We start from the raw sequence: 23,128 nt of genomic DNA, 5'->3' as shown, positions 1-23,128 counted from the left end.
ATCTGTCGAAGGTTCTCGACAACGCGACGTTGGTGGACGGTTCGCTCAAGGCGACTGTCGACGGTGTCGACGGTGCTGCTCCGACCCTGTCGGGTACGACGTTGAGTTGGACGGGTGCACTCGAGGCCGGTAAGTCGGTTGTTCTGACCTATCAGGTGAAGATCAACGACGGTGTTGTCGGCGGCGTTCTGATCAACAACAAGGTCACCGGTACTGCGAAGCCGCCGACCGGTCCGGAGATCACTCCTCCGCCGGTGACGACCGAGCATCCGGTGAAGGTTCCGGGGTTCACGGTCGCGAAGGCTGCCGATCCTGCGTCGGGTACCAATGTCGCTGCTGGTCAGACGATCACGTACACCGTGACCGGTTCCAACACGGGTAACACGACTCTTGATCCGGTGGTGTTGACCGATGATCTGTCGAAGGTTCTCGACAACGCGACGTTGGTGGACGGTTCGCTCAAGGCAACTGTCGACGGTGTCGACGGTGCTGCTCCGACCCTGTCGGGTACGACGTTGAGTTGGACGGGTGCACTCGAGGCCGGTAAGTCGGTTGTTCTGACCTATCAGGTGAAGATCAACGACGGTGTTGTCGGCGGCGTTCTGATCAACAACAAGGTCACCGGTACTGCGAAGCCGCCGACCGGTCCGGAGATCACTCCTCCGCCGGTGACGACCGAGCATCCGGTGGTGTCTCCGAAGATTGCTGTGGTGAAGTCTTCTGATCCGGTATCGGGTTCGAATGTTGTTGCCGGTCAGGACATCAAGTACACGCTTACGTTCACGAACACCGGTAACGGTGCGGGTGAGGTCGCGTACTTCGATGATCTGCGTGGTCTGCTCGATGATGCTGATCTGGTTGCGGGCAGCTTGAGTGCTGATGCTCCGTTGACTGCTGCGATGGTCGGCACGGATGGTTTCTCGGTGACGGGATCCCTTGCGGCCGGTGAGAGCAAGACGGTGACGTACACCGTCACGGTCAAGGCTGATGCCGATCGCGTTGCGGCGAATGCCGACAACACGGTGCTCAACTTCGTTGTTCCGGGTACGACTCCGCCGGTTGATCCTTCGGAGGTGTGTGATCCGGCGACGCAGCTGTGCACGACGCATCCGGTTCAGGTTCCGGGGTTCACTGTCGCGAAGGCTGCCGATCCTGCGTCGGGTACCAATGTTGCTGCTGGTCAGACGATCACGTACACGGTGACCGGTTCCAACACGGGTAACACGACTCTTGATCCGGTGGTGTTGACCGATGATCTGTCGAAGGTTCTCGACAACGCGGCGTTGGTGGACGGTTCGCTCAAGGCAACGGTCGACGGTGTCGACGCGACTGCTCCGACCCTCGAGGGCACCACGCTCACCTGGACCGGTGCACTCGAGGCCGGTAAGTCGGTTGTTCTGACCTACCAGGTGAAGATCAACGACGGTGTTGTCGGCGGCGTTCTGATCAACAACAAGGTCACCGGTACTGCGAAGCCGCCGACCGGTCCGGAGATCACTCCTCCGCCGGTGACGACCGAGCATCCGGTGAAGGTTCCGGGGTTCACGGTCGCGAAGGCTGCCGATCCTGCGTCGGGTACCAATGTTGCTGCTGGTCAGACGATCACGTACACGGTGACCGGTTCCAACACGGGTAACACGACTCTTGATCCGGTGGTGTTGACCGATGATCTGTCGAAGGTTCTCGACAACGCGGTGTTGGTGGACGGTTCGCTGAAAGCAACGGTCGACGGTGTCGACGGGACTGCTCCGACACTCTCGGGGACGACGCTCTCGTGGACCGGCGTGCTCGAGGCCGGTAAGTCGGTTGTTCTGACCTACCAGGTCAAGGTCAATGCCGGTGTTGCCGGTGGCACGTTGATCAACAACAAGGTCACCGGTACTGCGAAGCCGCCGACGGGTCCGGAGATCACTCCTCCGCCCGTGACGACCGAACACCCGGTGGATGGCACACCCGCGATCGAGGTACTGAAGTCCTCTGTTCCCTCCACCACGAACCGTGTGGTTGGCGGCCAGGAGATCACGTACACGCTCACGTTCAAGAATGTGGGTACCGCGGATGGTGAGATCAGCTTCTACGACGATCTGACCGATGTTCTCGACGATGCAGTAATGACGAAGAATCCGGCTACCACTTCCACGCTGGTTGTTTCGGGTGTCGTCGACAACGTCTTCACGGTCACCGGAAAGCTGGCCAAGGGTGAGAGCGCGACGGTGACGTACACCGTCAAGGTCAATCCTGAGATCGGAACGTTGTCAGGTCCCGGATTCACTCCGGGCGTCCTGAACAACTACCTGGTGGTTGGTGGCGAGAACCCGCCGGTGGACTGTGTCCCGGGCGACGCTCTCTGCACCGAACACCCGGTGGACCCGCCGGAGACCACCACCACGGTGCCGCCGACGACCACCACGACGCCGCCGGTCACGACGGAGCCCTGTGTTCCTCCGACGACGACCACGCGGATGGTTCCGACCACAACGGTTGCGACGACGACGGCTAGCGCGATCACTGCCGGTGACGCTGATGTGACCGGTGCGGAGGAATCCACCACCACGGAGGAGACCACCACAGAGGAGACCACGACAGAAGAAGTTGTCGCGGAGGAGATTGTGGATCCGTGTGGCGTGACGACAACGACGCCGCCGACGACAACGCCGCCGGTCACGACAGTTCCGCCGACCACGACGGTTCCGAACACGACGGTGCCGGTTACACCGACGATCATCATTCCCCCGATCGTCGTTGTGCCTCCGATCGTCGTACCGCCGACGGTTCCGGGTCAGCCGGTTCCGAGCACGGTTCCGGGACAGCCGAAGCCGCCGACAGCAAACCCGGGTCAGCCGGGTCAGCCGAAGCCGTCTGCTCCTCAGGGCGGGACGATCAACTCGGGTGGTGGCGCTGGTGAGAGTGGCGTGAACACCGGGTTGCTCGCAGCAGGTGGATTGGTTCTGCTGCTGGCGCTGGGAACGGGTGTTGTTCTCCTGACGCGTAAGCGTCGCGAGGACGGTGACAACTGATTCTCTTGAGAATCTGAGGTAAACGACGTGGGGCAGATCGCAGAGTATGCGATCTGCCCCACGTCGTTTTCATGTGTGTTACGAGCCGAGCCGAGATCCGTCCTTCTTCCAGGCTGCAACTACCGAGGGGCGAGGCTGGGCGGAACCACCGTCGGGCCAATGGGATGCGGGGCTTTCGATGCTGGCGTCGTCGGTCTCGCCGGGGTGCTGGACGCAGACGATGACGCGCTTCTCGTCCACGATGGGGCCGCAGGTTTCGGCGCCGACGGGAACGGTGAGGAACTGCTTTGTCTCACCGCGGTTTTCGCCTTCGAGGACAACGCTGAACAGCCCGTCGTTGGACTTGAGTGCGTTGCCGTCGGTGGAGATCCACAGATTGCCGTGCGGGTCGAAGGCAAGGTTGTCCGGGCATGAGATGGGGCTGACCTTGCTCTTGTCGAACCCACCGAAGTAAGTATCGGCTGTGGCCGGATCTCCGCAGACGAGAAGAAGATTCCAGCCGAAGGTGGTGCCGGCGTGGTCGTCGGTGATTTCGAGGACCTGGCCGTTCTTGTTGTTGTTCCTCGGGTTCGCCTCGTCGGCCGCGGCGCCACCGTCGACTCCGCGCTTGGTGTTGTTGGTCAGTGCGACGTAAACCTTGCCGCTCTTCGGGTTTGCCTCGAAGTCCTCGGGGCGATCCATCTTCGTTGCCCCGACCTTGTCACCGGCCTGGCGGGTGAAGACGGCGACCTCTTCGGCGCTCATGCCGTCGACCAAGGATTCGCCCTTGCCGTCTTCGCCGGTGCGCAGGATGGCTACCCACTCGCCGGTTCCGTCGAACTTGCCGTCCGACGGAAGCTTGCCGCTGCCGTCGATCTCGCCGGCGGAGTTTCCGCTGAGCTTTGCGACGTACAGTGTTCCGGCGTCGAGCAGAGTCATGTTGTGGCGCATGGCTGCTTGACTCTTGCCGTCCTGCATCTTTCGGCTGGAGACGAACTTGTACATGTAGTCGAAGCGCTCGTCGTCGCCGCTGTAGGCGACGACGGTGCCGTCCGACGTGATGTAAATGGTGGCGGCTTCGTGCTTGAAACGTCCGAGCGCTGTGTGCTTGATCGGAGTCGACGACGGATCCCAGGGATCGATCTCGACGACGTATCCGAATCGGTTGACCTCGTTGGGTTCTGCGACCAGATCGAACCGCTTGTCGAAGCGTTCCCACTTGCGCTCGGAAGCGGCACCGGCAAGACCGTAGCGCTTCAGCCGTGCTGCCACCGTGGGATCGGTGACACCCTCGGCGTTCGCGAAGTACTGGTTGAAGTTCTCTTCGCCGGAAAGCACTGTGCCCCAGGGGGTGACGCCGCCGGCGCAATTGTTGAGGGTGCCGAGCACTTTGGTTCCCGTGGGATCGGCACTCGTCTTGAGGAAGTCGCTGCCTGCAGCGGGGCCGGTCACGACAAATTCCGTGGTTCCGGTGATGCGGCGATTGTTCGATCCGATCTCCGGTACGAGCTTGCCGTTGTCGGATTCGCCCTTGACCTGGACGACCGACAGTCCGTGGCTGGCCAGGCCGATCTTGAACTGCTCCTCGGTCGGGTTCTCCGCATCGTAGCCGCGGAACATCGCCGGCTCGGTGGAGTATTCGTGATTGACCACGAGTAGGTAGGTGTTGGGCTGCCCGTCGACCGGGAGCAATCCGGCGAAGTCGTTATTGAATCCGAACTGCAGTTCCTGCGCTGCCGCAGTCTGCTTGTCGAAGTCGAAAGCCGGGGCGCCGGCGAGAACGGCGTCACCCCAGCGAATCACGACGGCTTGATCGTATCCGTCAGGGACGGTGACCTTGTCTTCCTTGTTGGGCGCGACAGCGCTGAAGTTCGTCCCCGCTGGTGTCGATCCGCCGCTGCTGCCGCTCGTCGAACCGGTTCCCGGTTCCGCACTTGCGGATTCGTCGGAACACGCGACGAGGGCGCTGCCCGCTCCCACCGCGAGGACTGCCATGCCGCTGCCCCGGAGCAAGCCGCGACGACTCAGCGCCGTGCGTGCGATGTCGCGGAAGTATTCGCCTCCCGAGGTGTTGGGGACCTCGTGAGAGCACGCGTTTCCGCACTTGTACTGGCAGGTGATCGACGCGCGCGCAGACACGCCGTCGTGTTTGACGAACAAGGCCAAAGGCTTGATAGCCACCGTGAACTCCCGAGATTCGATGTACGGACTTCGGGAACCGTAGAAGCTCGAAGCAAGGGTAAAGGAACGTAAAAATGAACGGCAAAACAACGAGGTGACCCTTACCCGCGGTTTACGACGCGTCCCCGCGGGGACGTCGCATGACATTTGTCATCGCTGATCCGTGACGGTGTCACCGCAGGTGATGACGCTGTGCACTGTTTTCGGCTCTGACTTCCCGCGAAGCTTGGATGCATGAGAGAACCACATGAGGGAAGCCTCCTGACGGACCTGATGGACATCGGACCCGCACCCACGATGGGCCGCGAACTTGTAGTGATCGTCGTGAATATCGCGATCATCGGAGTGGTGTTCGCGATCATCGGCTCCAATCCCGTGTTCTGGATTCTTGTTGCCGCTCTCGCTGTCTATGCGGGTATTCGATTCGTGATCGGACTGCGCGGCTGGAACCGAGCGGAGGCGCAGCGATGAAGGGCGATCCCGTGATCGACGTAGTCGGAATGTCGCGGCGCTACGGCTCCGGCAAGGAGGCGTTCGATGCTGTTCGCAATCTGGATCTGAGTGTTCAGGAGGGCGAGCTGTTCGGCCTCCTCGGGACCAATGGTGCCGGCAAGACGTCCACTCTCGAAGTGATTCAGGGTCTTTCACGATCCAGTGCCGGAACGGTGCGCGTTCTGGGCATGGATCCGGTGCGCAACCGCAAGCAGATTCGCCCGTCGCTTGGCATCATGCTCCAGAAGGGTGGCTTGCCCCAAGACCTGACTGCTCGTGAGAGTTTGGCGATGTGGGCCGGAACCTGCTCGAATCCGCTGCCCGTGGACGAGGTGCTCGAGCGCGTGGACATGCGTGACCGTGGTGATACCCGCGTGAAGTTCCTCTCGGGAGGTGAGGCGCGGCGACTGGATCTGGCGTGCGCGATCATCGGCCGGCCACTCGTCCTGTTTCTCGACGAGCCGACTACTGGTTTGGATCCCGAAAGTCGACGTAACACTTGGCAATTGATTGCTGACTTGAAAGCGTCGGGCGTCACCATCATGTTGACGACGCACTACCTCGACGAAGCCGAGTCCCTGTGCGACCAATTGGCGATCATGCACCGAGGATCGGTGGTGCGCAGCGGAACCGTGGCGGACGTCGTCGCGGATCATCCCGCCCAGATCAAACTGCACCGTCCAGGTCTTCCGCTCCCAGCGCTGGCCGGCGCCGAGGTACGCGTCGAAAACGATCTGGTGGTGATCACCACTCGCGCAGTGCAGGAGACGCTGACGGAACTGCTGCTGTGGGCACAGCACAACAACATCCTGCTGACTGGCCTGGATGCCCGCGCGGCATCCCTGGAGACCGTATTCCTCTCCATTGCAGACCAATTCGATCATCACGCAACTCTCGAAGGAGCGTCGGCATGAACCGCATAGCAACCCTGTCTCGTTCGGAGTTCACGCTCCTGGGACGAAATCGACTGTTGCTCTTCAACGCAATCGTCCTCCCGTTGATCTTTCCCGTGGGGATGCTGTACCTCTCACGCGATGGCGGGTTGTCCGACAAGTCGGTGTCGGCAGGCCTCGAGGTGTTTGCACTCTTCCTGCTCGTGTTCGTGGTCTTCTACAACCTCCTGTCGGTGTACGCGACGCGTCGTGACGAGTTGGTTCTCAAGCGACTACGGACAGGGGAATGCAGCGACGCCGAGATCCTCGCGGGCCCGGCAGTGCCGTCGTGGGTTCTCACCGGCCTGTTGACGGTGGTGATCGGAATCGCCGTGATGGTTCTGGGCGGTAGTGCTCCGGTCAATCCGGTCCTGGTGCTGGTCGCGGTGATCGGCGGCGCCGCGCTCTTCACGGCGCTGGCGTTGATCACTTCGGCTGTCACGCGAAATGCAGAGGCGGCGCAGATCACCTGCATGCCGATTCTGATTCTGGCGACGGCAGGTATGTCCTCGATCAGGAATGTCGTGCCGGACAACGTTGCTCGCATTCTCGATTTCACTCCGCTGGCCGCAGTAGTGGACCTTCTCAATCTCGGATGGCTGGGGCGGACCACTGGCGAACTGGCTGATCTGGGCGATGCGCCCGGTGCGGCAGCGGGATTTGTCGACACCTTCGGTTCGGCTGCGCAACCGCTGTTGGTCATGCTGGCGTGGATCGTCGGTTCGGTTCTGATCGCGAACGTCCACTTCCGCTGGGAACCGCGTTCGTAGAACTCTGAGAAGGTAGTGGGCATGATCGCGCAGAACTTCGGACGCTGGAATCCGAGACGGACGTGGCGAACCGCGTCGAACGTCGACAAGGTTCGCCTCTACACGCGGCAATCGTTCATCATGGTCGCAGTGGTTTTCGGTGGCTTCGGTGCGGTCACCGAGATAGTTGCGGATCGGTACCTGTCGGGTGTCTTCCTCGGAATCAGTGCCGTTGCGTGCGTCATCGCCGTGTCTCGGATGCCTGATCTGGGCGGAGTCGTGGCCAAGCCCGTCCAGATTCCTCTTGCCGTGATGACGTTGTCGGCGTTCTGCTCGGCGGGAATTGCCTTGGGAAGCAATGGCGAGAACGGCCCGTACTTCTGGCTGGCGGCAATCCTTGTCGTGCCCCTTGCGGGGTTGACGTCGTTGCGCTGGCTGATCGTGGGCTCGGTGGCCGCCGGGGTTGTACTGGGACTGCTTGCGGGTCCGGAAAGCGGCGTGTCCGTCGGAATCGTCGCCGCCTTCATGGGGCTGACCGTCTACATGTCGGTGTGGCTGCTGCGGATGGTCACCGAATTGGACGAGGCACGCGGAGCCGCTGCCGCTCTGTCCGTCGCCGAGGAACGGTTGCGATTTTCACGCGACCTCCATGACGTCGTCGGGCGGGCACTGTCTGCAATTGCGGTGAAAAGTGAACTTGCAGCTACTCTTTCACGACGCGGCGACGATCGTGCCGCCGCGCAGATGGACGAAGTACGCGAACTTGCGCAAGATTCACTCGACGAAGCGCGCGAGTTGGTTCGGGGATACCGGTCCATCGCTTTGGCGTCCGAGCTGGCCGGTGCGCAGTCTCTGCTCGAGGCCGCCGGAATCTCCACCGCGATACGTGGATCGGCAGATCAGCTGCCGGTGGAACTGGCCGAAGCCGCTGCCTGGGTCGTCCGTGAAGGCGTCACCAACATTCTCCGGCACTCCAGTGCCGAGAATTGCAGCATCGAAGTGTTCGCGGACGGCGTCGTGATCGCCAACGACGGCGCACGTATCGCAGAGCCGAACAACGGAACCGGCCTGAACGGATTGCGCGAGCGCGTCGGCGCCGTCGGAGGAACCGTCGAAACCGTGCAGGACGAAGATCGCTTCACCCTCACCGCCCACTTTCCGTCCCGAACGAAGGAGTCTCGGTGACCGAGCCGATCAAGGTACTGCTGGCCGACGACGAGAACCTGATCCGCTCGGCTCTGGCCATGATGTTGTCGCTCGAGGACGACATCGTTGTCGTCGCGGAAGCCGAATCGGGCGAGGATGCCGTGGTCGCTGCTGCAAAACATCAACCTGACGTAGCCGTGCTCGACCTTCAAATGGCAGGTATCGACGGCATCGAGACGGCGCAACAGATTGCGCAGACGGTCTCGGGGTGCGTCTCGATCATCGTGACGAGCCACGGGCGTCCCGGGTACTTGAAGAAGGCACTGTCAGCAGGTGTCCGCGGATTTCTACCGAAGACGACGCCTGCGGCGACCCTCGCCGAGGTGGTCCGCAGCGTCCATGCCGGCGGGAGGTACGTCGATCCGTCGTTGGCTGCCGAGGCGATCGGCGCCGGCGACTCACCGCTTACTCCGCGCGAGGCGGACGTACTCGAGTACGCGGCCGACGGAGCATCCATCGAGCAGATCGCTTCCCGGGCACACCTCTCGGCAGGAACCACCCGGAACTATTTGTCGTCAGCTGTCACCAAACTCGGTGCTGCCAACCGGCACGAAGCAGCGGTGATCGCCCGCCGGCAGGGGTGGATTTAGGGCCGAAGGCCCCGCGATGTCGAGAATCCCCGACTTGCTTCGTCCCTGTAGTGAAGTGCGACCAGAATGGGTGGCACCGACACAGAGGAGATTCACGATGGCCAAGTACTTGCTGCTCAAGCACTACCGCGGCGCTCCGGCTGCAGTCAACGACGTGCCGATGGACCAGTGGACGCCGGACGAGATCACTGCCCACGTGAAGTACATGCAGGACTTCGCGGATCGGCTCGAGAAGGCGGGCGAGTTCGTCGACGGTCAGGCTCTCGCTCCTGAGGGCACCTTTGTCCGGTACGACGGTGAGGGTCGCCCGCCGGTCACCGACGGTCCGTTCGCGGAAACCAAGGACCTCATTGCCGGCTGGATGGTGATCGACGTCGACAACTACGACCGTGCCGTCCAATTGGCCGGCGAGCTCTCGGCCGCGCCCGGCGCAGGCGGGAAGCCGATTCACGAATGGCTCGAACTGCGCCCGTTCCTGACCGAGCCGCCGACCATCACGGACTGAAACCTGTCATGGACGACGCCCTGCTTCGGAGTCTGACTCCGAGCGTGCTCGGCATCCTCGTCCGCCGCGGAGCAGATTTCGCGTCGGCCGAGGACGCCGTGCAGGACGCTCTGCTCGAGGCGGTCAGGACCTGGTCGGACAACCCGCCGCGGGACCCGAAGGGCTGGCTGGTCACGGTGGCCTGGCGGCGGTTCCTCGACGGGATCCGGTCGGATGCGGCTCGTCGCAAGCGGGAGTTTCTGGTTGACGAGCAGCCAGGCGAGCGGCCGGTCAGCGGGTCGGTGCCGGGCGTGGACGACACACTCCAGCTCTACTTTTTGTGCGCGCACCCGTCGTTGACGCCGTCGTCCGCCGTCGCACTCACGCTGCGCGCTGTCGGCGGGCTGACCACCCGCCAGATTGCGCGGGCCTACCTGGTGCCCGAGGCGACTATGGCTCAGCGCATCAGCCGAGCCAAGCGCACGGTCTCCGGCGTCCGGTTCGAGCAACCCGGCGATGTCGCCACCGTCCTGCGTGTCCTCTATCTGGTCTTCAACGAGGGGTACTCCGGCGACGTCGACCTCGCTGCCGAGGCCATCCGGCTCACCCGGCAGTTGGCGGCCGCGATCGATCACCCCGAAGTCGCAGGGTTGCTCGCACTGATGCTGCTCCATCACGCTCGTCGAGCCGCGCGAACTGCCGCGGACGGCAGTCTGGTTCCGCTAGCCGAGCAGGATCGCAGCCGGTGGGACACCGATTCGATTGCCGAAGGAGTCGCAATCCTCCAGTCAGCTCTCGCCCGCGACCGGCTCGGTGAGTTCCAGGCCCAGGCCGCCATTGCCGCACTCCATGCCGACGCTTTCACAGCAGACGAGACCGACTGGGTGCAGATCGTGGAGTGGTACGACGAACTCGCAGCCTTGACCGACAGCCCGATTGTCCGGCTCAACCGAGCGGTGGCCGTCGGCGAGGCAGACGGACCACGCGCCGGATTGGCAGCTCTTGCAGCGCTGGATGATTCACTTCCACGCCATGCCGCAGTCGAGGCCTATCTGCGTGAACGCGACGGAGACCTGGAGTCGGCGGCGAGGTTGTATGCCGATGCAGCGCACAAGGCATCCAACCTCGCCGAACGCGACCATCTGATGCTTCAGGCGTCGAGGATCAACGCCCGTCGATCCCCTGCAAGCGCCCCTGAGTCAGAGAACCTGTGAGAGGAACGCCTGCAGTCGATCTGTTTCGGGATCGTCGAAAAGCTGTTCCGGAGTACCGGTTTCGACAACGGCGCCGCGATCCATGAACAGCACCTTGTCGGAAACGGAACGCGCGAAACCCATTTCGTGCGTCACGACGACCATGGTCATGCCGGACTTCGCGAGATCGGCCATCAATGCCAGAACACCCTTGACCAGTTCGGGGTCGAGAGCTGACGTCGCCTCGTCGAAGAACATGACCTCGGGCTTCATCGCCAGGGCGCGGGCAATGGCGACGCGCTGCTGCTGACCGCCGGAAAGGTTGCCGGGCCGCGAGTCGGCCTTCTCCCTGAGCCCCACCAGATCCAGCTGCTCGAGCGCGAGCGCCCGAGCTTGCTCCTTCGACAAACCCTTGAGCTTGTTCGGCCCGAGTGCGATGTTCTCGGCGACGGTCTTGTGTGGGAACAGGTTGAAGTGCTGGAACACCATGCCGATCCGCTGGCGTAGCTCGTCGGGGTTGTCCTTCAGGACGGACTTCCCGTCGAGCAGCACGTCACCCTGCTCGGGCTCGTGCAGACGGTTCAGCACGCGCAGGAGCGTCGACTTGCCCGAACCGGAGGGCCCGATGACGGTGACGGTGTTTCCGGCGTCGACGTGCAGGTTGACGCCGCGAAGCACCTTGTTGGTACCGAAGGACAGATGCAGGTCCTTGCCGGTGAGCGATACGGACTTCAGTTCAGAGCTGGTGGTCATGTCCTCAGCCCCTTTCCACGACGATGGCCTGCTCGAGCGGATCCAACGTGCCTGAAGTGTCGGCGCGTCCGGTCCGGAGTCGGTTGTCGATGTAGTTGACGAGGTGCGTCAGCGGGATGGTCAGAGCAAGGTAGAACAAGCCTGCCGCAACGAGCGGGGACAGGCTGCCGGTCTGGGCGTTGAGATCACGTCCGACGGCAAAGAGTTCCCGCTGGGTGACGAGCAGACCGAGGAAGTAGATCAGCGACGAGTCCTTGATCAGCGAGATGAACTGGTTCATCAACGCCGGCAGAACGCGTCGTACACCCTGCGGGATGACGACCAGCGACATGGACTTTCGGTAGCTGAAACCGAGGGCACGTGAAGCCTCGAGCTGCCCGGACTCGACGCTCTGGATTCCGGATCTGAAGATCTCACCGATGTATGCCGACGCGAGCAGTGACAGCGCCGCGACACCGAGCCAGTACGGATTGCTACCGGTGATTCCCTTGACGATCGGTCCGACGCCGAGCCCGATGATCAAGATGATGACGACTGCGGGCAGGCCACGGAAGATGTCGGTGTAGACGCGGGCCGGCCAGCGCAGCCAACGGGTGCGCGAGATACCGGCGACAGCGAGCAGCATGCCGAGGATCGTGCCGATGATGCCGGACGCGAGCGCAAGGATCAGGGTGTTGGGAAGACCGGTCTTGAGGAGATCGGGGAATGCCTTCTTGTACAGATCCCAGTCGAAGAACGTGTCCTTGAGCTGTTCGAGCGTCGACTTCGGTTGGTACGACGCGGTATCGCCACCGTCGCCGTTTGCTGCGTTTTCCGCGGCAATGGCTGCGAAGTCGGGCAGTTCCGGAGTGGCCGCGGCCTTGGATCCGGGCTTCCAGCCTTCAGGGAGTTGGCGCGGTACCCAGTCGGCGTACAGCTGAGACCAGGTTCCGTCGTCGATGACTGCGTCGAGGCCGGAGTTGAGGGCGTCGATCAGCGGCTGGTTTTCCTTGTTCACCGCCCAACCGACGAAGTTGTTGACCGAGAAGGTGTTCTGGATGATCGAGGTCGGATCACCGGGAGCGATTGCACCTTCGGCCTGCTGAGACGGAGCTACCCAGGCGTCGATCTGTCCGGACTTGAGGTTCGCGTACGCCGTGGCGTAGTCGGGAAACTTCACGGGATCGAGCTTGAGCGTGTTCACGACGTAGTCGTCCTGCACGGTTCCCTGCACGACGCCGATGCGCTTGGAGGCATCCAGGTCTCCGAAGCCGGTGATCGGGCTGCCGTTGGGCACGACGAGGGAGAAGTATCCGAAGTCGTAACCGTTGGTGAAGCCGACGGTGTTGCGACGGTCGTCCGTGGTGGTGATGGACGACGAGCCGACGTCGAAGCGTCGACCGGCAACCTGGGCGAGAAGCCCGGCGAACTCGGTGCCGACGAACTCGACCTTCAGGCTCAGCTTGTCCGCGACGGCCTTCAGCAACTCGTTGTCGTATCCGGTGTACTGATTCTCGGAGTTGACGCAGATGCTCGGGGGCGCGTCACCGAGCGTGCCGACCGTGATGACCCCGGGTTTGATCAGATTCAGCTTCGAGGTGTCGATCTGATCGACCGGGGTGACGGTGGCCGTGGTGTAGCGGTCTTCGGCGCCCGCACCCGCTGCCGCGTCCAGATTGGTGGGCGCCGCGGTTGCAGCTCCCACTCCTGGAGGTGCACACAGGTCTGTGGGGGCTGCCGACGAATCCGAGCCACTCGAGCACGATGACAGAGCCAGCGCCAGGAGGGCAGTGAGGAGCAGTGCCACCACCAGGCGGATCTTCGCTGCGACGGAAGAAAACATGCGTGCAGCGTAAACCTAAGGGTAGCCATTTCTCCGTGTAGAACTGTTGACAGTTTCCGGACAAGGGGCCGTTGCGCTGCGGGCATGCCTTCAAATCAGCGTGATTTTAAGTATCGCCAGTTCGGGGGAATCTCGTGCCGTAGAGATCGGCGTCAGCGGACGGGTGCGAGTTCGACGCCCGACGGAGGTACCAGGCGACGCAGCGTTCCGTCGAAGCCGGTGACGTAGAGCGCCCAGCCGTCGCCGTCCTGTCCTATACGCACTGAACTCGGCCCGTTCCACCCATTCGACAGACCCGAAGCGACGACGCAGGAAGTGCCGGTTTCAGGGTGTACGCGATAGATCGAGCCTTCGACGTGAGCAGCGGCGTAGAGCATTCCATCCTGCGACATGGTCAGATCGTCGAGGCCGGGTATCAGGCTCGGGACCGTCGCTACAACTGTCCACGCGTCAGGGGTATCCAAGGGCACTCGAATGATCTGACCGGTGAACAGGTCATCGGTGTACACGGCTCGATGATCCGGACTGAGCGCGAGTCCCTCCGAACGCGGCACTGTCGACCAATTGGGCACGACGGCTCCGGAGTCGTGCAGATAGCGCGAGACGCCCTTTGGTGGACCTCCTTCTGTTCCGACCCACGTGGTCAGCAGATCGCCGTCGGGAAGTCGGAGCAGGCCGTTGCCCGCGAAGTCGGCGGGGGCGGACAGCTGATCCGTCGTGGTGTCCAGTTGCCACAGCTTGCCGTCCTGTCTGGTGAGGAAGGACAGCCTCGAACCGTCGAGCTGCAAACCGCCAGGAGCAGCAATGCCGTCGAGGACGGTTCGTACCTGTCCTTCGGCGTCGACGTGATAGATCTTCGACTCGCCGGAGAGGTAGAACCCGCCGTTGTCATCGGTCTCGAGGTTTTCGAGCTGTTTCAACCCCTGGGCTACGGTCTCGACCTGCCAATCGCCGCACATCGGCGCGGTTGTCCAGGTTGCCTCCGCCGGCGTCGCCGCGGCAGCGGTCCCGGCTGCGATTGCCGCGACGATCAACAACGCCCGAGTTCGGTTGCGTGATAGCCCCATTGCGCACAACTTACGGCAAATCGGACCAATATCAAACGGTCTGGTCGGTATAGCCGGCGCCCAGGGGGTCGCTCCAGGTGGTCCACACGTCTGGCCCGAGTTCGATCTCGGCTGTGGTGAGTAGACACGCGTCGAGTTCTCGGTGCAGTCGAGACGGGTCGATGGATTGGCCGATGAAGACGAGTTCTTGTCGGCAGTCACCGACAGGTTCTTCCCACTTGTCGAGGATTCCGTCACGACGGTAGTCGTCGGCCGGCCACTCGTCACGGGGTAGAAACTTCCACCAACGGCCGACGTATCCGTGGCGAATGAGATGACCGGCCTGAGAAATACTCCCGATCTCGGTGAACCGGCCGGCATTCCAGTAGTAGCCCTTGGCCCGAAGTAACTTTCCGTTGGTCCACTCGCTGCTGAGGAAATCATGCAGCCGTTGGGGGTGGAAGGGTGCGCGCTCGCGGTACACCACCGAACTGATTCCGTACTCTTCGGTTTCGGGGATGTGTTCACCTTGGAGTTCTTGTAACCATCCGGGGGCCTGTGCAGCCTTTTCGAGTGAGAACAAACCGGTGTCGAGAATCGTGTCGAGTGGGATGCGACCGAGCGTCATCGGAACTATCGCAGCGGATGCGTTCAAAGAGCGCAGGACTGCGGTCAATTCGACCAGGTGCTGGTGCGAGACGAGATCGGCCTTGCTCACCAGGATGACGTCGGCAAATTCGATCTGATCGACAAGCAGATCCGCGATGTCTCGTTCGTCTTCCGGGGCATCGGCTTCGACGCGGCCCCCAGCCGTGTAGTCGCGCAGAAAACTGTGGCCGTCGACGACGGTGACCATGGTGTCGAGTCGGGCGACGTCGGCGAGGGCGTGGCCGTCGGTATCGATGAATGTGAACGTCTCTGCGACGGGAAGCGGTTCGGAGATGCCCGAAGATTCGATGAGTAGGTAGTCGAATCGGCCATCGGCGGCCAAGGCACTGATCTCGGAGAGAAGATCCTCTCGCAGAGTGCAGCAGATGCAGCCGTTGGTCATCTCGACCAGTTTCTCCTCGGAGCGACTGAGCGAGATCTCACGCTCGACTTCTGCACTGTCGATGTTGATTTCGCTCATGTCGTTGACGATCACCGCAACCCGCCGACCCTCCCGATTTCGCAGGATCTCGTTGAGTAGTGTCGTCTTCCCGGCGCCCAGGAAACCTGACAGCACCGTGACCGGAAGTCGTGTGTCGACCATGATTTCCAGTGTCCTTCCGAATGAGAGAATCGCTGTGATCAGGCGGCGGTCACGCGAAACGCTGTGATCGCGTGACCGCCGCCCGGAATGTTGGACGATCAGGCCGCAGGCTCGAGGTAACCCTCGAAAAGGTCGACTACGACGCTGCCGCCGTCGGTGTCGCTACCGAACAATTCCTCGGCGGCGAACTTCACGTGGTACGTCGGTTCTTCGCCGGCGTCGTTGCGCCCGTGGCCGATTGCGTCGGGAAACGGCCACTTCTCGGTAGTCCGATGAGAGATGGTCCCCACTCGTCCGCGGCAGTACGCAGGCATTCGAATATGCCCCGGAACGTACTCGTCGCGCACGCGTACTCGCTGACCGATTTCGAAGGTGGTCGTCTCGACGGGTGCCGGCCGCCCTTCGGATTCGCTGGGCCGCGACAGTGGGAACGGTCCCCCTGCAAGGCTTTCGAGTTCTTCCTGCGTCAGGATTCCCTTTTCGACCATCAGTGTCGCGACGCCGATGACGTACCTCTCGTAGTACGGGGTCATCATGTAGTGGCGTGGTTCCATCCGCTCGACGACGTATCGAACTTCGTCGACGCTGAATGCCCCGAGTTCGGCGACACCGGCGAACATCAGGCTGTACGGCAGGTGTTCCCACTCGGCGTGGAAGGTGGGGCCGATGTCGGCGTTGACGGTATGCGGGACTTTGCCGAAGCCTTGAACTCCGGCAAGATCGTGTACTCCATCCATGGTGTGCTTCTTTCTTGTCGGGGTGGTCAGACGGTGGGGACCTGCGGGACTGCGACGCCGATCAGGCAGTCCTTGGTGACGATTTCCTGCAGTTGTTCCTGGCTCCAGCCTTCGGTGCCTGCGGGACGTTGCGGTAGGACCATGTACCGAGTTTCGGCGGTGGTGTCGTAGACGCGGATCTCGACGTCCGACGCGATCTCGGTTCCCATCTCGGAGAGAACCTTCCGTGGCTCGCGGACCACGCGTGCACGGTATTCGAAACTCTTGTACCAGGTCGGCGGCAGACCGAGGATGGGCCACGCGGTGCATGAACACAGCGAGCACACGATCACGTTCTTGAGGGTCGGGGTGTCTTCGACTGCCACGATGTATTCGCCCTGGGGGCCCAGATATCCGTACTGGGCAACCGCGGCGGTACCGTCGGTGAGAAGCAGTTGCCGGAAATCGGGGTCGGTCCAAGCCCGCGCGACCAATTCCGCTCCGCGCCTTGGACTGAAGTCCTCCTCGAAGGTCTTCTTCCATCCCTCGACGTAACCGTCGGGTACCAATCCCTTACCGTCGAGTGCGCGGAACAGAGCCCACGCGCGATCGGAGACCGGCGCCTGGGCCGGTGCGGCGTTCTCCGTTGTGTGGTCGATCGTTACTGACATCTGGTTCACCTTTTCTATGCGGGCTGATCATGTGTGAATCGGTGGAATTTGTTGTGCAAGTGCGGATACAGAACTAGGTGAGGCTGAGTTGTGGTGCAGAGTCGGAGATGTGGTCGGCAGGCGTCGGAAACGCGCCGCGAAGCTTTTCGAATGCGCGCCCGACCCGGAGGACCGTCGCATCGTCGAAGGTCTTGCCGGTGATCATCATTCCGACCGGAAGCCCGTTCACCAGGCCGGCGGGAACGGACAGGGACGGGTGTCCGGTCACGTCGAATGGTGCTGTGTTGGCGATCATCCCGAGAGCCTTCGTGATGAAGGTTGCACGATCCACGTCGTTCGCCGGCAATTCGGATGCGACGTAGGGCAGTGTGGGCATCACCAGGACGTCGAATTGTCTCAAGGCAGTGTCGTAGGCGGCGCGGGCGAGCGGTACGAGGTTCCGGGCTTTGCCGTAGCTCGCGCCGCCGAGGGTGGTGATGCCGTGGTGGCCGGTCAGAGCCACCAGTTTGACGGTTTCGGACAGAGCGTCGGCGTGCTGAAGGCGTCGAGAAGCAAAGTGTGCCATCAGTTCCGGATCGTACAAACCTTCGGCGTTCATGCCGTATCCGTTGCCGTCCAACATCTGGTAGGCACCACCGTCCGTGGCGATCACGTTCCAGATGTGGAAAGCATGTAGGTGCCACGGGATGTTTACTTCCTCTACCGTGCAACCGATTTCGGCCAGACTGTGTGCCGCTGCGCGGACTGCGTCGTCGACCTCGGGCTGTGAGACCGCGTGCCCGAAACCTTCTCGAACGATCCCGATTCGCAGACCATCCACATCGGAGTCGAGGGTGGACAGATAGTCACCTGCTTCGACGCTGTCGGCTTGGCGTGGGTCGTTACCGTCGCGACCGGCGATGACCGAGAGCATCAGTGCGGCATCGTGGACCGTGCGTGTGATCGGGCCGAGATGGTCGATTGTTCGCTCGATGGGAAATGCACCGGTATACGGGACGAGCCCGAACGTCGGCTTGTGTCCGACGACGCCGCAGAATGCCGCCGGGATCCGGATCGATCCACCCTGATCCCCGCCGATGGCAAAATCGACGTCACCGTTTGCGACGAGAGCCGCACTGCCACCGGATGATCCACCTGCTTCACGCTGTGGGTCCCATGGATTGCGGACCGGTCCGCTTGCCGGTGTGAAGCTCGAACCGGAGAAACACAGGTCCTCACACACAGCTTTGCCCGCGACGGTTGCACCGGCCGCCAGTAGTCGAGTGACCACAGTCGCGTCGCGAGACGGAGTGAACCCCTCTACTGTCCGAGACCCGTTCATCATCGGAACTCCGGCCACGGTCACGTTGTCCTTGATCGCCACGCGTCGGCCGGTCAGGACGCCGTCCGACGTCGGCGGGATGCTTGTGGTCACATACCAAGCGCTCAAAGGATTTTCGCTCGCTGTTGGCACCGTGTGCTCACGTGACGTGGTCGGCGGGGTTGCCTCGTCGGCGTACAACTGGTCGACGACGTCGTAGGAGCCCAGTGCTCCGTCGATCAGTGCCGGCCACTCGAGCCGGGCTGATTGGTCGAGAGTGATGCCGTAATGCCTTGCGGCGGTGTCTATTGCATTGTCGTCAGGTCGGATTGTCGCCATGAGAAGTGTGCTCCTGATGTGATCGGCTTCACTTGTCTTTCAGACTAGGGCCGGATCCATAATTGCGTCAATAGGTATCGACATATTGACTCGTTAAGTTCGGGTTACGCGCGCTCAGAGAGAGCGGGGGTACAGGCGCCCACGGCGTGATTCAGCGAGCAGAATCGGTCGATGCAGTGGAACACCGTTGTTCGTAGAGCTTTTCGATGTCGTGACAAGCTGCCGAAGTACTGTTTCCGGATCGCCTGCCGACGTTCGTTCGACGGCGCGTGCGTAAGCGACGATCGCTTCGTACGTTGTCTCCGACAGGGAACTGAGCGGAGGCAGGAGTTCGTTCGAGCTCGCGCTGTATCGCTTTTCGAGGTCGTGATCGCCGGCTGCGTATTGAAAGTAGCCGAATGCCGCCCAGACTCCGTCGGCATCGGAATTGCCGATGAGCTGCTGAGTGGCCTCGTCGAGGACCAATGCAAACGTCCGCGTGGTGGCCCGCAGTCCGTGCTGGGCGCATTGTCGTTCGAAGAAGACCTCGTCATGGCCCACCAGGGTGGAAAGAATCAGTTCGGCCCCGGAGTCGGCTATCGACTCGATGATGCGTGAGAAGTCGGTTGTCCCCAACGGTACGTAGACTTCGCCGGCCACCGAACCTGTGGATTCGGCGATCACACGCCGGGCCGCCCAATGCGCTCCGAACGACCACGAATACTGCTGGCCGACCAGGAACCAAGTGCGAGAACCGGTCTCGGACATCATTGCGGGTATACCGGCTCGCGTCTGGTCGAGTGGGCGCTCACCCAATCGAAGGACTCCCGGACGCGATCGACCTCCCTCGTTGAGAACTGTGTGCACCAACAGCACACCGGTGTTCTGCAATGCAGATGCAGCGGCATTGAAGGTCGACGATGTCACGCACGCGAAAACGGCGCGACATCCGCTTTTCACCAATCGCAGTGCGGTCGCCGCTCCGGCCGCCGGGTCGGAAGCGTCATCGCCTGTCACCAAGTCGACGAGAACGCCGCCGATGCCGCCGTCGGCATTGATTTCTTCCACGGCCAGGGATGCGAGTGTTTCTGTCGCCTGGGCGAATACAGCTGCCGGGCCGGATTTGCTGACCAGCAGCCCGATCCGATGTCGGTCGGAACGCGGAGGTTCGGGTGGAGCGAATCCGCGCTTGTTGGCAAGCCAGGAAATGCCGTCCTGATCGAGGCTGGACTCGAGAACGATCCGGGTCCCGGCGCCGTCGGGAAAGAACCGGATCGTCAGGCGGCCGCGCCACGGTTGGTGGTGCACGATCACGACCGATCGGCCCCGCTTCACGCCGGCGACGTATCCCAACAGCGTGATCGGCATTCCGACTGGATCTGCGCGTGCGCCGTCGCCGACGGGAAGGGAGATGGCGGCAGCGGCCCCGACCGTCAGTTGCTCACATTCGAGTTCGAGCAGTTGCCCCGTTTCGAGGCGCTCGAAGGCTGACCCTGGTGGGTCGGTCGTCACGATCTGTGCCGTTACGGAGAGACCTGGCACGTTCTACTTCCTGCCTGAAATAGGTGCTGGGGCTCAACAGGGCATCACGCTCGGCGACTCACCGATGCGACGTCTGAATCCTCAGTCGCAGTGGTCGGCAACTCGGAGGCGTTCGAACCTGCTTCCAGCGCTCGCCCGAGGACGTCGCGCAGGAACTGGAGTGCATCGTTGGCGGGCCCCGATGGATCTATCGAGAACAGGCGATGACGTCCTTGACGCCGTTCGACGATCACGCCGGACAACCGCAGCGCCTTGAGATGTGTGGATACCGTGGTGCGACCGACCGTCGAAATTTGATCGCTGATGAAGCCCGCGTTGCACTCGCCGTGGGTAGCCAGCGTGTCGAGAATCTGTCGACGCACTTGGTCGGCCAGCACAGCAAACGCCAACTCTTCGTTTCGTTGAGTAGTCACTGTCTGCTGTCCGCGCTTCCTCGATGGTCTCTACTGAGATATGTCGACACCCGTCAACATATCTCGAGTTGCCTCCGAGGGAAAGAATGTGGCCGAAGATTGCCGGTGACTTCGGTCAGTGCTCGGCGGTGATCACCGCGTCGCGCAGCATTCCGGTCCCGGGATGGCAATTGATGTACTCGTAGAGCTGATCGGCGGCATCGAATACCGAGACCTCATGGTAGAGACGCAATTTCGACAGGCCCTCGGCCACCCGGAAGAACGTCGTGAAGATCCGTAGATGGGTCGGGTGGGATTCCGACCACCGTTCGAGTTGGTCGAGGGAGGCCCAGTGGCCGATGTTGTAGCTCAAGTCGAGGAAGTTTCCGTCGATGTCGATATTGCGTACGAATCGGTTGCTGTAGCACCCGACGGCCGGGCCGTTGTCGCGGAGGAAGTCCATGCCCGATTGAAGAGTGGGCAGGATTTCGTCCAGGTAGAGGCTGCGCTCGTCTGCTTCCGCGTCGGCCCAGTCCTGCCCGGACCTGATCAGTGCGATGTTGTCGTGTCCCCGCACTACTACGCGTCCACCTACGGCGGGGTCACCGGCGACGACCCGCAGTTCGCCCGAGGCCTGCATCCAGTCGGTTTGGGAGATCGGAAACCGCTCGCGCATCGAACCCCAGTAGCCGTGCTCGTTGATTTCGCCGCTGACACCGTCCATGACAGCTCCCACCCCGGGGAGGTCGTCTTGGAACGCGTAGAGCGTTTCGAATTGTTCGGCTCTCGGTGCCACGATCTCGCGGAAGAACCCCAATCCGTCCGACAGGCGGTCTTCGGACTCCCACCAGGAGGACACTGGAGGTGATGTGCTCCAACGATGTTGGGAAGAAACATCTTTCCAGTAACCGACCACGATCAGGTTCTCGTAGCCCTGGTTGTCGATGTGATGGGTGAGATCGTGGTGTGCCGGTCCGTCCGGCAAGTCGAAGCCGGCGACGATATCCCGCATCGCCTGCAGTGCTGCCGGGCGCTGATCCTCGCCGCGGAACTGCACGCCGAGATAGCCCATCACGACTTGGTGCAATGTGTCGTCTGCGCGCCCGACCCACATGGGAAACGGTGGCGTATAGGTATCCGGAACCCGCCTGGTCAGAGTGCGCGGGCATTGAAGGTGTTCGCCGATTGCAGATTCCATGAGTGCTCCCTGTGATGTAGGTGGTCGAATCGGGTGCCTGGCACTTGGCAACGCCGTGCCGAAAATCTACGCCCGCTCAGCCGAGCAAACTTGGCCGTCAGCGCCCGATGCTTGGCCTACCGTGCCAAGAATTGTGGATACGCTTCGGCGACAGAAAATTTTGAACACGATGTTCAATGGGTAAGTGTCCGAAGATGTTACAGATCAGCGGGTAGTACTTGTGGGGGCCGCTGCTTGCGACCGGTATCGCCGCGGGCTGATCCCGAATTCCGCCTTGAAGGCTCGACTGAAGGCGGCCAGGTCGGTGAATCCCCAGCGGTGAGAAATCTGAGTCAGCGACCGCTCTACTCCGTGTCGTTGCACGATCTCACGACGGCAACCGTCGAGTCGACGGCTGCGAATCGACCGTGACACCGTCGTGCCGTGTTCGGCGAAGGCTCGGTGCAACTGGCGAATGGAGACTTTGACCGATCCCGCGATGTCCACCGGAGACAGGGCCGGGTCTGCGATGCGGGCGTCTATGACCGACAGGGCGGATTCGTAGAGGCTGGTTCGCCGCGAGGTGATCGGTCGCGCAGTTGTGTGAAGAACGGACTTGACCAGGTTGCCGATCTCGTTGACGACTTCCTCCTCGTCTCCGCTTGCGTCGGACGTCATGCGGACGGAGGCAAGATCGTGAAGAAAGCGACCGAGCAGGCCACTCAGGCCCGCGTGTCCGTCGAAGGCGATGGCGGTCAGGCTCGTGACTTCCGCGTCGCTGAGCGACAGGTACGACCGTGGCCAGGTGAACACCTCAAGGCCCCAGATGCCGTCGTGTGCGTGTCCCTCGATCTGCCAATCGAAGGGGCGCGTGGTGTCGTACAGGACGTAGTCGCCACGTCGCAGGACGCATTCGCGGTCGTCTTGGCGCACGACCGCGCTACCGCGGCGGATCATCCCGATCTGCAGATAGTCCGCGCCGTCGCTTTTGATGAGGCTGTTGCTACGGACTATTCGTTGTTCCATCGATTGAACTGCGGATACCCGAACGTGTGCGAGTTGGGCCGAGTGGACGGCCCCGCTGAATCGATCGCCGTCTTCGATATCGGATACGTCGAGCGCGACAAAATGTTCACGCAACAAATCTGCCCAGTCGCCCGTGAGAGTCGTGCGTGTGGGCAGGGAGAAGCCGGATCGCGCGAGCATTGCAGGGCGCCTCCTCGCAGAAAAGCCGAAGTTCTCGGGTGCTCGATGTTCAGAGAGTAATCCCGCACATCAGACATGTCGATAGAAGTCGACATGTCATCGCGTCGGGA

At 62.1% G+C, this 23,128-nt stretch carries 20 protein-coding genes; 8 read left to right on the top strand and 12 right to left on the bottom strand.

Annotated features, from left to right (window positions below):
• On the top strand, positions 1 to 3,017 hold a 3,017-nt coding region (locus tag P3G66_RS29015), incomplete at its 5' end, for an isopeptide-forming domain-containing fimbrial protein (RefSeq protein WP_276117476.1).
• Positions 3,018 to 3,095: 78 nt separating this feature from the next.
• Here P3G66_RS29015 and P3G66_RS29010 read toward each other — a convergent pair.
• Positions 3,096 to 5,177, bottom strand: a complete 2,082-nt coding sequence (locus tag P3G66_RS29010) for a PhoX family phosphatase (protein ID WP_276117475.1) — start codon at positions 5,175 to 5,177, stop codon at positions 3,096 to 3,098.
• Between the two features lie 234 nt (positions 5,178 to 5,411).
• On the opposite strand from P3G66_RS29010, the gene P3G66_RS29005 reads away from it, so the two are divergent.
• From P3G66_RS29005 to P3G66_RS28975, 7 genes are all read left to right on the top strand, one after another.
• Positions 5,412 to 5,648 (top strand): hypothetical protein, encoded by a 237-nt coding sequence (locus P3G66_RS29005; RefSeq protein ID WP_276117474.1) that lies wholly within the window; start codon positions 5,412 to 5,414, stop codon positions 5,646 to 5,648.
• Entirely contained in the window at positions 5,645 to 6,583 is a 939-nt protein-coding gene (locus P3G66_RS29000; RefSeq protein ID WP_276117473.1) for an ABC transporter ATP-binding protein, read from the top strand. The genes P3G66_RS29005 and P3G66_RS29000 overlap by 4 nt, the downstream gene beginning before the upstream one ends.
• Positions 6,580 to 7,371 carry an ABC transporter permease gene (locus P3G66_RS28995; RefSeq protein ID WP_003946064.1) on the top strand — a complete coding sequence of 264 codons (792 nt, stop codon included), beginning with the start codon at positions 6,580 to 6,582 and terminating at the stop codon, positions 7,369 to 7,371. Before P3G66_RS29000 ends, P3G66_RS28995 begins: the two co-directional genes overlap by 4 nt.
• A 21-nt stretch (positions 7,372 to 7,392) precedes the next feature.
• On the top strand, positions 7,393 to 8,535 hold the full coding sequence (locus P3G66_RS28990; protein ID WP_037132536.1) for a sensor histidine kinase: 1,143 nt from the start codon (positions 7,393 to 7,395) through the stop codon (positions 8,533 to 8,535).
• A complete protein-coding gene (locus tag P3G66_RS28985) occupies positions 8,532 to 9,146 on the top strand; it encodes a response regulator transcription factor (RefSeq protein WP_003946002.1) in 615 nt (204 codons plus the stop codon). Before P3G66_RS28990 ends, P3G66_RS28985 begins: the two co-directional genes overlap by 4 nt.
• 97 nt (positions 9,147 to 9,243) lie before the next feature.
• Positions 9,244 to 9,651: a YciI family protein gene (locus P3G66_RS28980; RefSeq protein ID WP_003945999.1), complete on the top strand. Its 408-nt coding sequence runs from the start codon at positions 9,244 to 9,246 to the stop codon at positions 9,649 to 9,651.
• Between the two features lie 8 nt (positions 9,652 to 9,659).
• Positions 9,660 to 10,844 (top strand): DUF6596 domain-containing protein, encoded by a 1,185-nt coding sequence (locus tag P3G66_RS28975; protein WP_003946061.1) that lies wholly within the window; start codon positions 9,660 to 9,662, stop codon positions 10,842 to 10,844.
• On the opposite strand, the gene P3G66_RS28970 is transcribed toward P3G66_RS28975, so the two are convergent.
• The 11 genes from P3G66_RS28970 to P3G66_RS28920 all read right to left on the bottom strand — a co-directional run bounded on the left by P3G66_RS28970 (position 10,830) and on the right by P3G66_RS28920 (position 23,018).
• Positions 10,830 to 11,576: an amino acid ABC transporter ATP-binding protein gene (locus tag P3G66_RS28970; RefSeq protein WP_003946070.1), complete on the bottom strand. Its 747-nt coding sequence runs from the start codon at positions 11,574 to 11,576 to the stop codon at positions 10,830 to 10,832. The two genes, P3G66_RS28975 and P3G66_RS28970, sit on opposite strands and share 15 nt — an antisense overlap.
• A gap of 4 nt (positions 11,577 to 11,580) precedes the next feature.
• Positions 11,581 to 13,398 carry an ABC transporter substrate-binding protein/permease gene (locus P3G66_RS28965; protein ID WP_276117472.1) on the bottom strand — a complete coding sequence of 606 codons (1,818 nt, stop codon included), beginning with the start codon at positions 13,396 to 13,398 and terminating at the stop codon, positions 11,581 to 11,583.
• 152 nt (positions 13,399 to 13,550) lie between these two features.
• Positions 13,551 to 14,465 carry an SMP-30/gluconolactonase/LRE family protein gene (locus P3G66_RS28960; RefSeq protein ID WP_276117471.1) on the bottom strand — a complete coding sequence of 305 codons (915 nt, stop codon included), beginning with the start codon at positions 14,463 to 14,465 and terminating at the stop codon, positions 13,551 to 13,553.
• Between the two features lie 31 nt (positions 14,466 to 14,496).
• Positions 14,497 to 15,696: a zinc metallochaperone GTPase ZigA gene (gene zigA / locus P3G66_RS28955; protein ID WP_276117470.1), complete on the bottom strand. Its 1,200-nt coding sequence runs from the start codon at positions 15,694 to 15,696 to the stop codon at positions 14,497 to 14,499.
• A gap of 98 nt (positions 15,697 to 15,794) precedes the next feature.
• Entirely contained in the window at positions 15,795 to 16,433 is a 639-nt protein-coding gene (gene nthB / locus P3G66_RS28950) for a nitrile hydratase subunit beta (protein ID WP_007735254.1), read from the bottom strand.
• A gap of 26 nt (positions 16,434 to 16,459) precedes the next feature.
• A complete protein-coding gene (nthA, locus tag P3G66_RS28945) occupies positions 16,460 to 17,083 on the bottom strand; it encodes a nitrile hydratase subunit alpha (protein WP_003946052.1) in 624 nt (207 codons plus the stop codon).
• Positions 17,084 to 17,156: 73 nt separating this feature from the next.
• Positions 17,157 to 18,722 (bottom strand): amidase, encoded by a 1,566-nt coding sequence (locus P3G66_RS28940; RefSeq protein WP_030537651.1) that lies wholly within the window; start codon positions 18,720 to 18,722, stop codon positions 17,157 to 17,159.
• A 114-nt stretch (positions 18,723 to 18,836) separates the two neighbouring features.
• The gene (locus P3G66_RS28935; RefSeq protein WP_276117469.1) at positions 18,837 to 20,243 is read right to left on the bottom strand and encodes a substrate-binding protein; all 1,407 of its coding nucleotides are present in this window, start codon (positions 20,241 to 20,243) and stop codon (positions 18,837 to 18,839) included.
• Between the two features lie 44 nt (positions 20,244 to 20,287).
• Positions 20,288 to 20,656, bottom strand: coding sequence for a winged helix-turn-helix domain-containing protein (locus P3G66_RS28930; RefSeq protein ID WP_054825621.1), 369 nt, complete (start codon positions 20,654 to 20,656; stop codon positions 20,288 to 20,290).
• Between the two features lie 115 nt (positions 20,657 to 20,771).
• Positions 20,772 to 21,833, bottom strand: coding sequence for a phenylacetaldoxime dehydratase family protein (locus P3G66_RS28925; protein ID WP_054825622.1), 1,062 nt, complete (start codon positions 21,831 to 21,833; stop codon positions 20,772 to 20,774).
• A 204-nt stretch (positions 21,834 to 22,037) separates the two neighbouring features.
• Complete coding sequence (locus tag P3G66_RS28920; protein WP_161120450.1) at positions 22,038 to 23,018, bottom strand: helix-turn-helix domain-containing protein; 981 nt, start codon at positions 23,016 to 23,018, stop codon at positions 22,038 to 22,040.
• Positions 23,019 to 23,128 lie beyond the last annotated feature (110 nt).

It is taken from the genome of Rhodococcus sp. C3V, from assembly GCF_029269915.1.
Classification (GTDB): domain Bacteria; phylum Actinomycetota; class Actinomycetes; order Mycobacteriales; family Mycobacteriaceae; genus Rhodococcus_F; species Rhodococcus_F qingshengii.
Note: the sequence above shows the minus strand (reverse complement) of the source record. Positions and strands in the feature narration are given on the sequence as shown.

Excerpts from the sequence above, each read along its gene's own strand:
- P3G66_RS29005 (WP_276117474.1), top strand. The coding sequence starts at position 5,412 with ATGAGAGAACCACATGAGGGAAGCCTCCTGACGGACCTGATGGACATC.
- P3G66_RS29000 (WP_276117473.1), top strand. The coding sequence starts at position 5,645 with ATGAAGGGCGATCCCGTGATCGACGTAGTCGGAATGTCGCGGCGCTAC.
- P3G66_RS28995 (WP_003946064.1), top strand. The coding sequence starts at position 6,580 with ATGAACCGCATAGCAACCCTGTCTCGTTCGGAGTTCACGCTCCTGGGA.
- P3G66_RS28990 (WP_037132536.1), top strand. The coding sequence starts at position 7,393 with ATGATCGCGCAGAACTTCGGACGCTGGAATCCGAGACGGACGTGGCGA.
- P3G66_RS28980 (WP_003945999.1), top strand. The coding sequence starts at position 9,244 with ATGGCCAAGTACTTGCTGCTCAAGCACTACCGCGGCGCTCCGGCTGCA.
- P3G66_RS28975 (WP_003946061.1), top strand. The coding sequence starts at position 9,660 with ATGGACGACGCCCTGCTTCGGAGTCTGACTCCGAGCGTGCTCGGCATC.
- P3G66_RS28970 (WP_003946070.1), bottom strand. The coding sequence starts at position 11,576 with ATGACCACCAGCTCTGAACTGAAGTCCGTATCGCTCACCGGCAAGGAC.
- P3G66_RS28965 (WP_276117472.1), bottom strand. The coding sequence starts at position 13,398 with ATGTTTTCTTCCGTCGCAGCGAAGATCCGCCTGGTGGTGGCACTGCTC.
- P3G66_RS28960 (WP_276117471.1), bottom strand. The coding sequence starts at position 14,465 with ATGGGGCTATCACGCAACCGAACTCGGGCGTTGTTGATCGTCGCGGCA.
- zigA (WP_276117470.1), bottom strand. The coding sequence starts at position 15,696 with ATGGTCGACACACGACTTCCGGTCACGGTGCTGTCAGGTTTCCTGGGC.
- nthB (WP_007735254.1), bottom strand. The coding sequence starts at position 16,433 with ATGGATGGAGTACACGATCTTGCCGGAGTTCAAGGCTTCGGCAAAGTC.
- nthA (WP_003946052.1), bottom strand. The coding sequence starts at position 17,083 with ATGTCAGTAACGATCGACCACACAACGGAGAACGCCGCACCGGCCCAG.
- P3G66_RS28940 (WP_030537651.1), bottom strand. The coding sequence starts at position 18,722 with ATGGCGACAATCCGACCTGACGACAATGCAATAGACACCGCCGCAAGG.
- P3G66_RS28925 (WP_054825622.1), bottom strand. The coding sequence starts at position 21,833 with ATGGAATCTGCAATCGGCGAACACCTTCAATGCCCGCGCACTCTGACC.
- P3G66_RS28920 (WP_161120450.1), bottom strand. The coding sequence starts at position 23,018 with ATGCTCGCGCGATCCGGCTTCTCCCTGCCCACACGCACGACTCTCACG.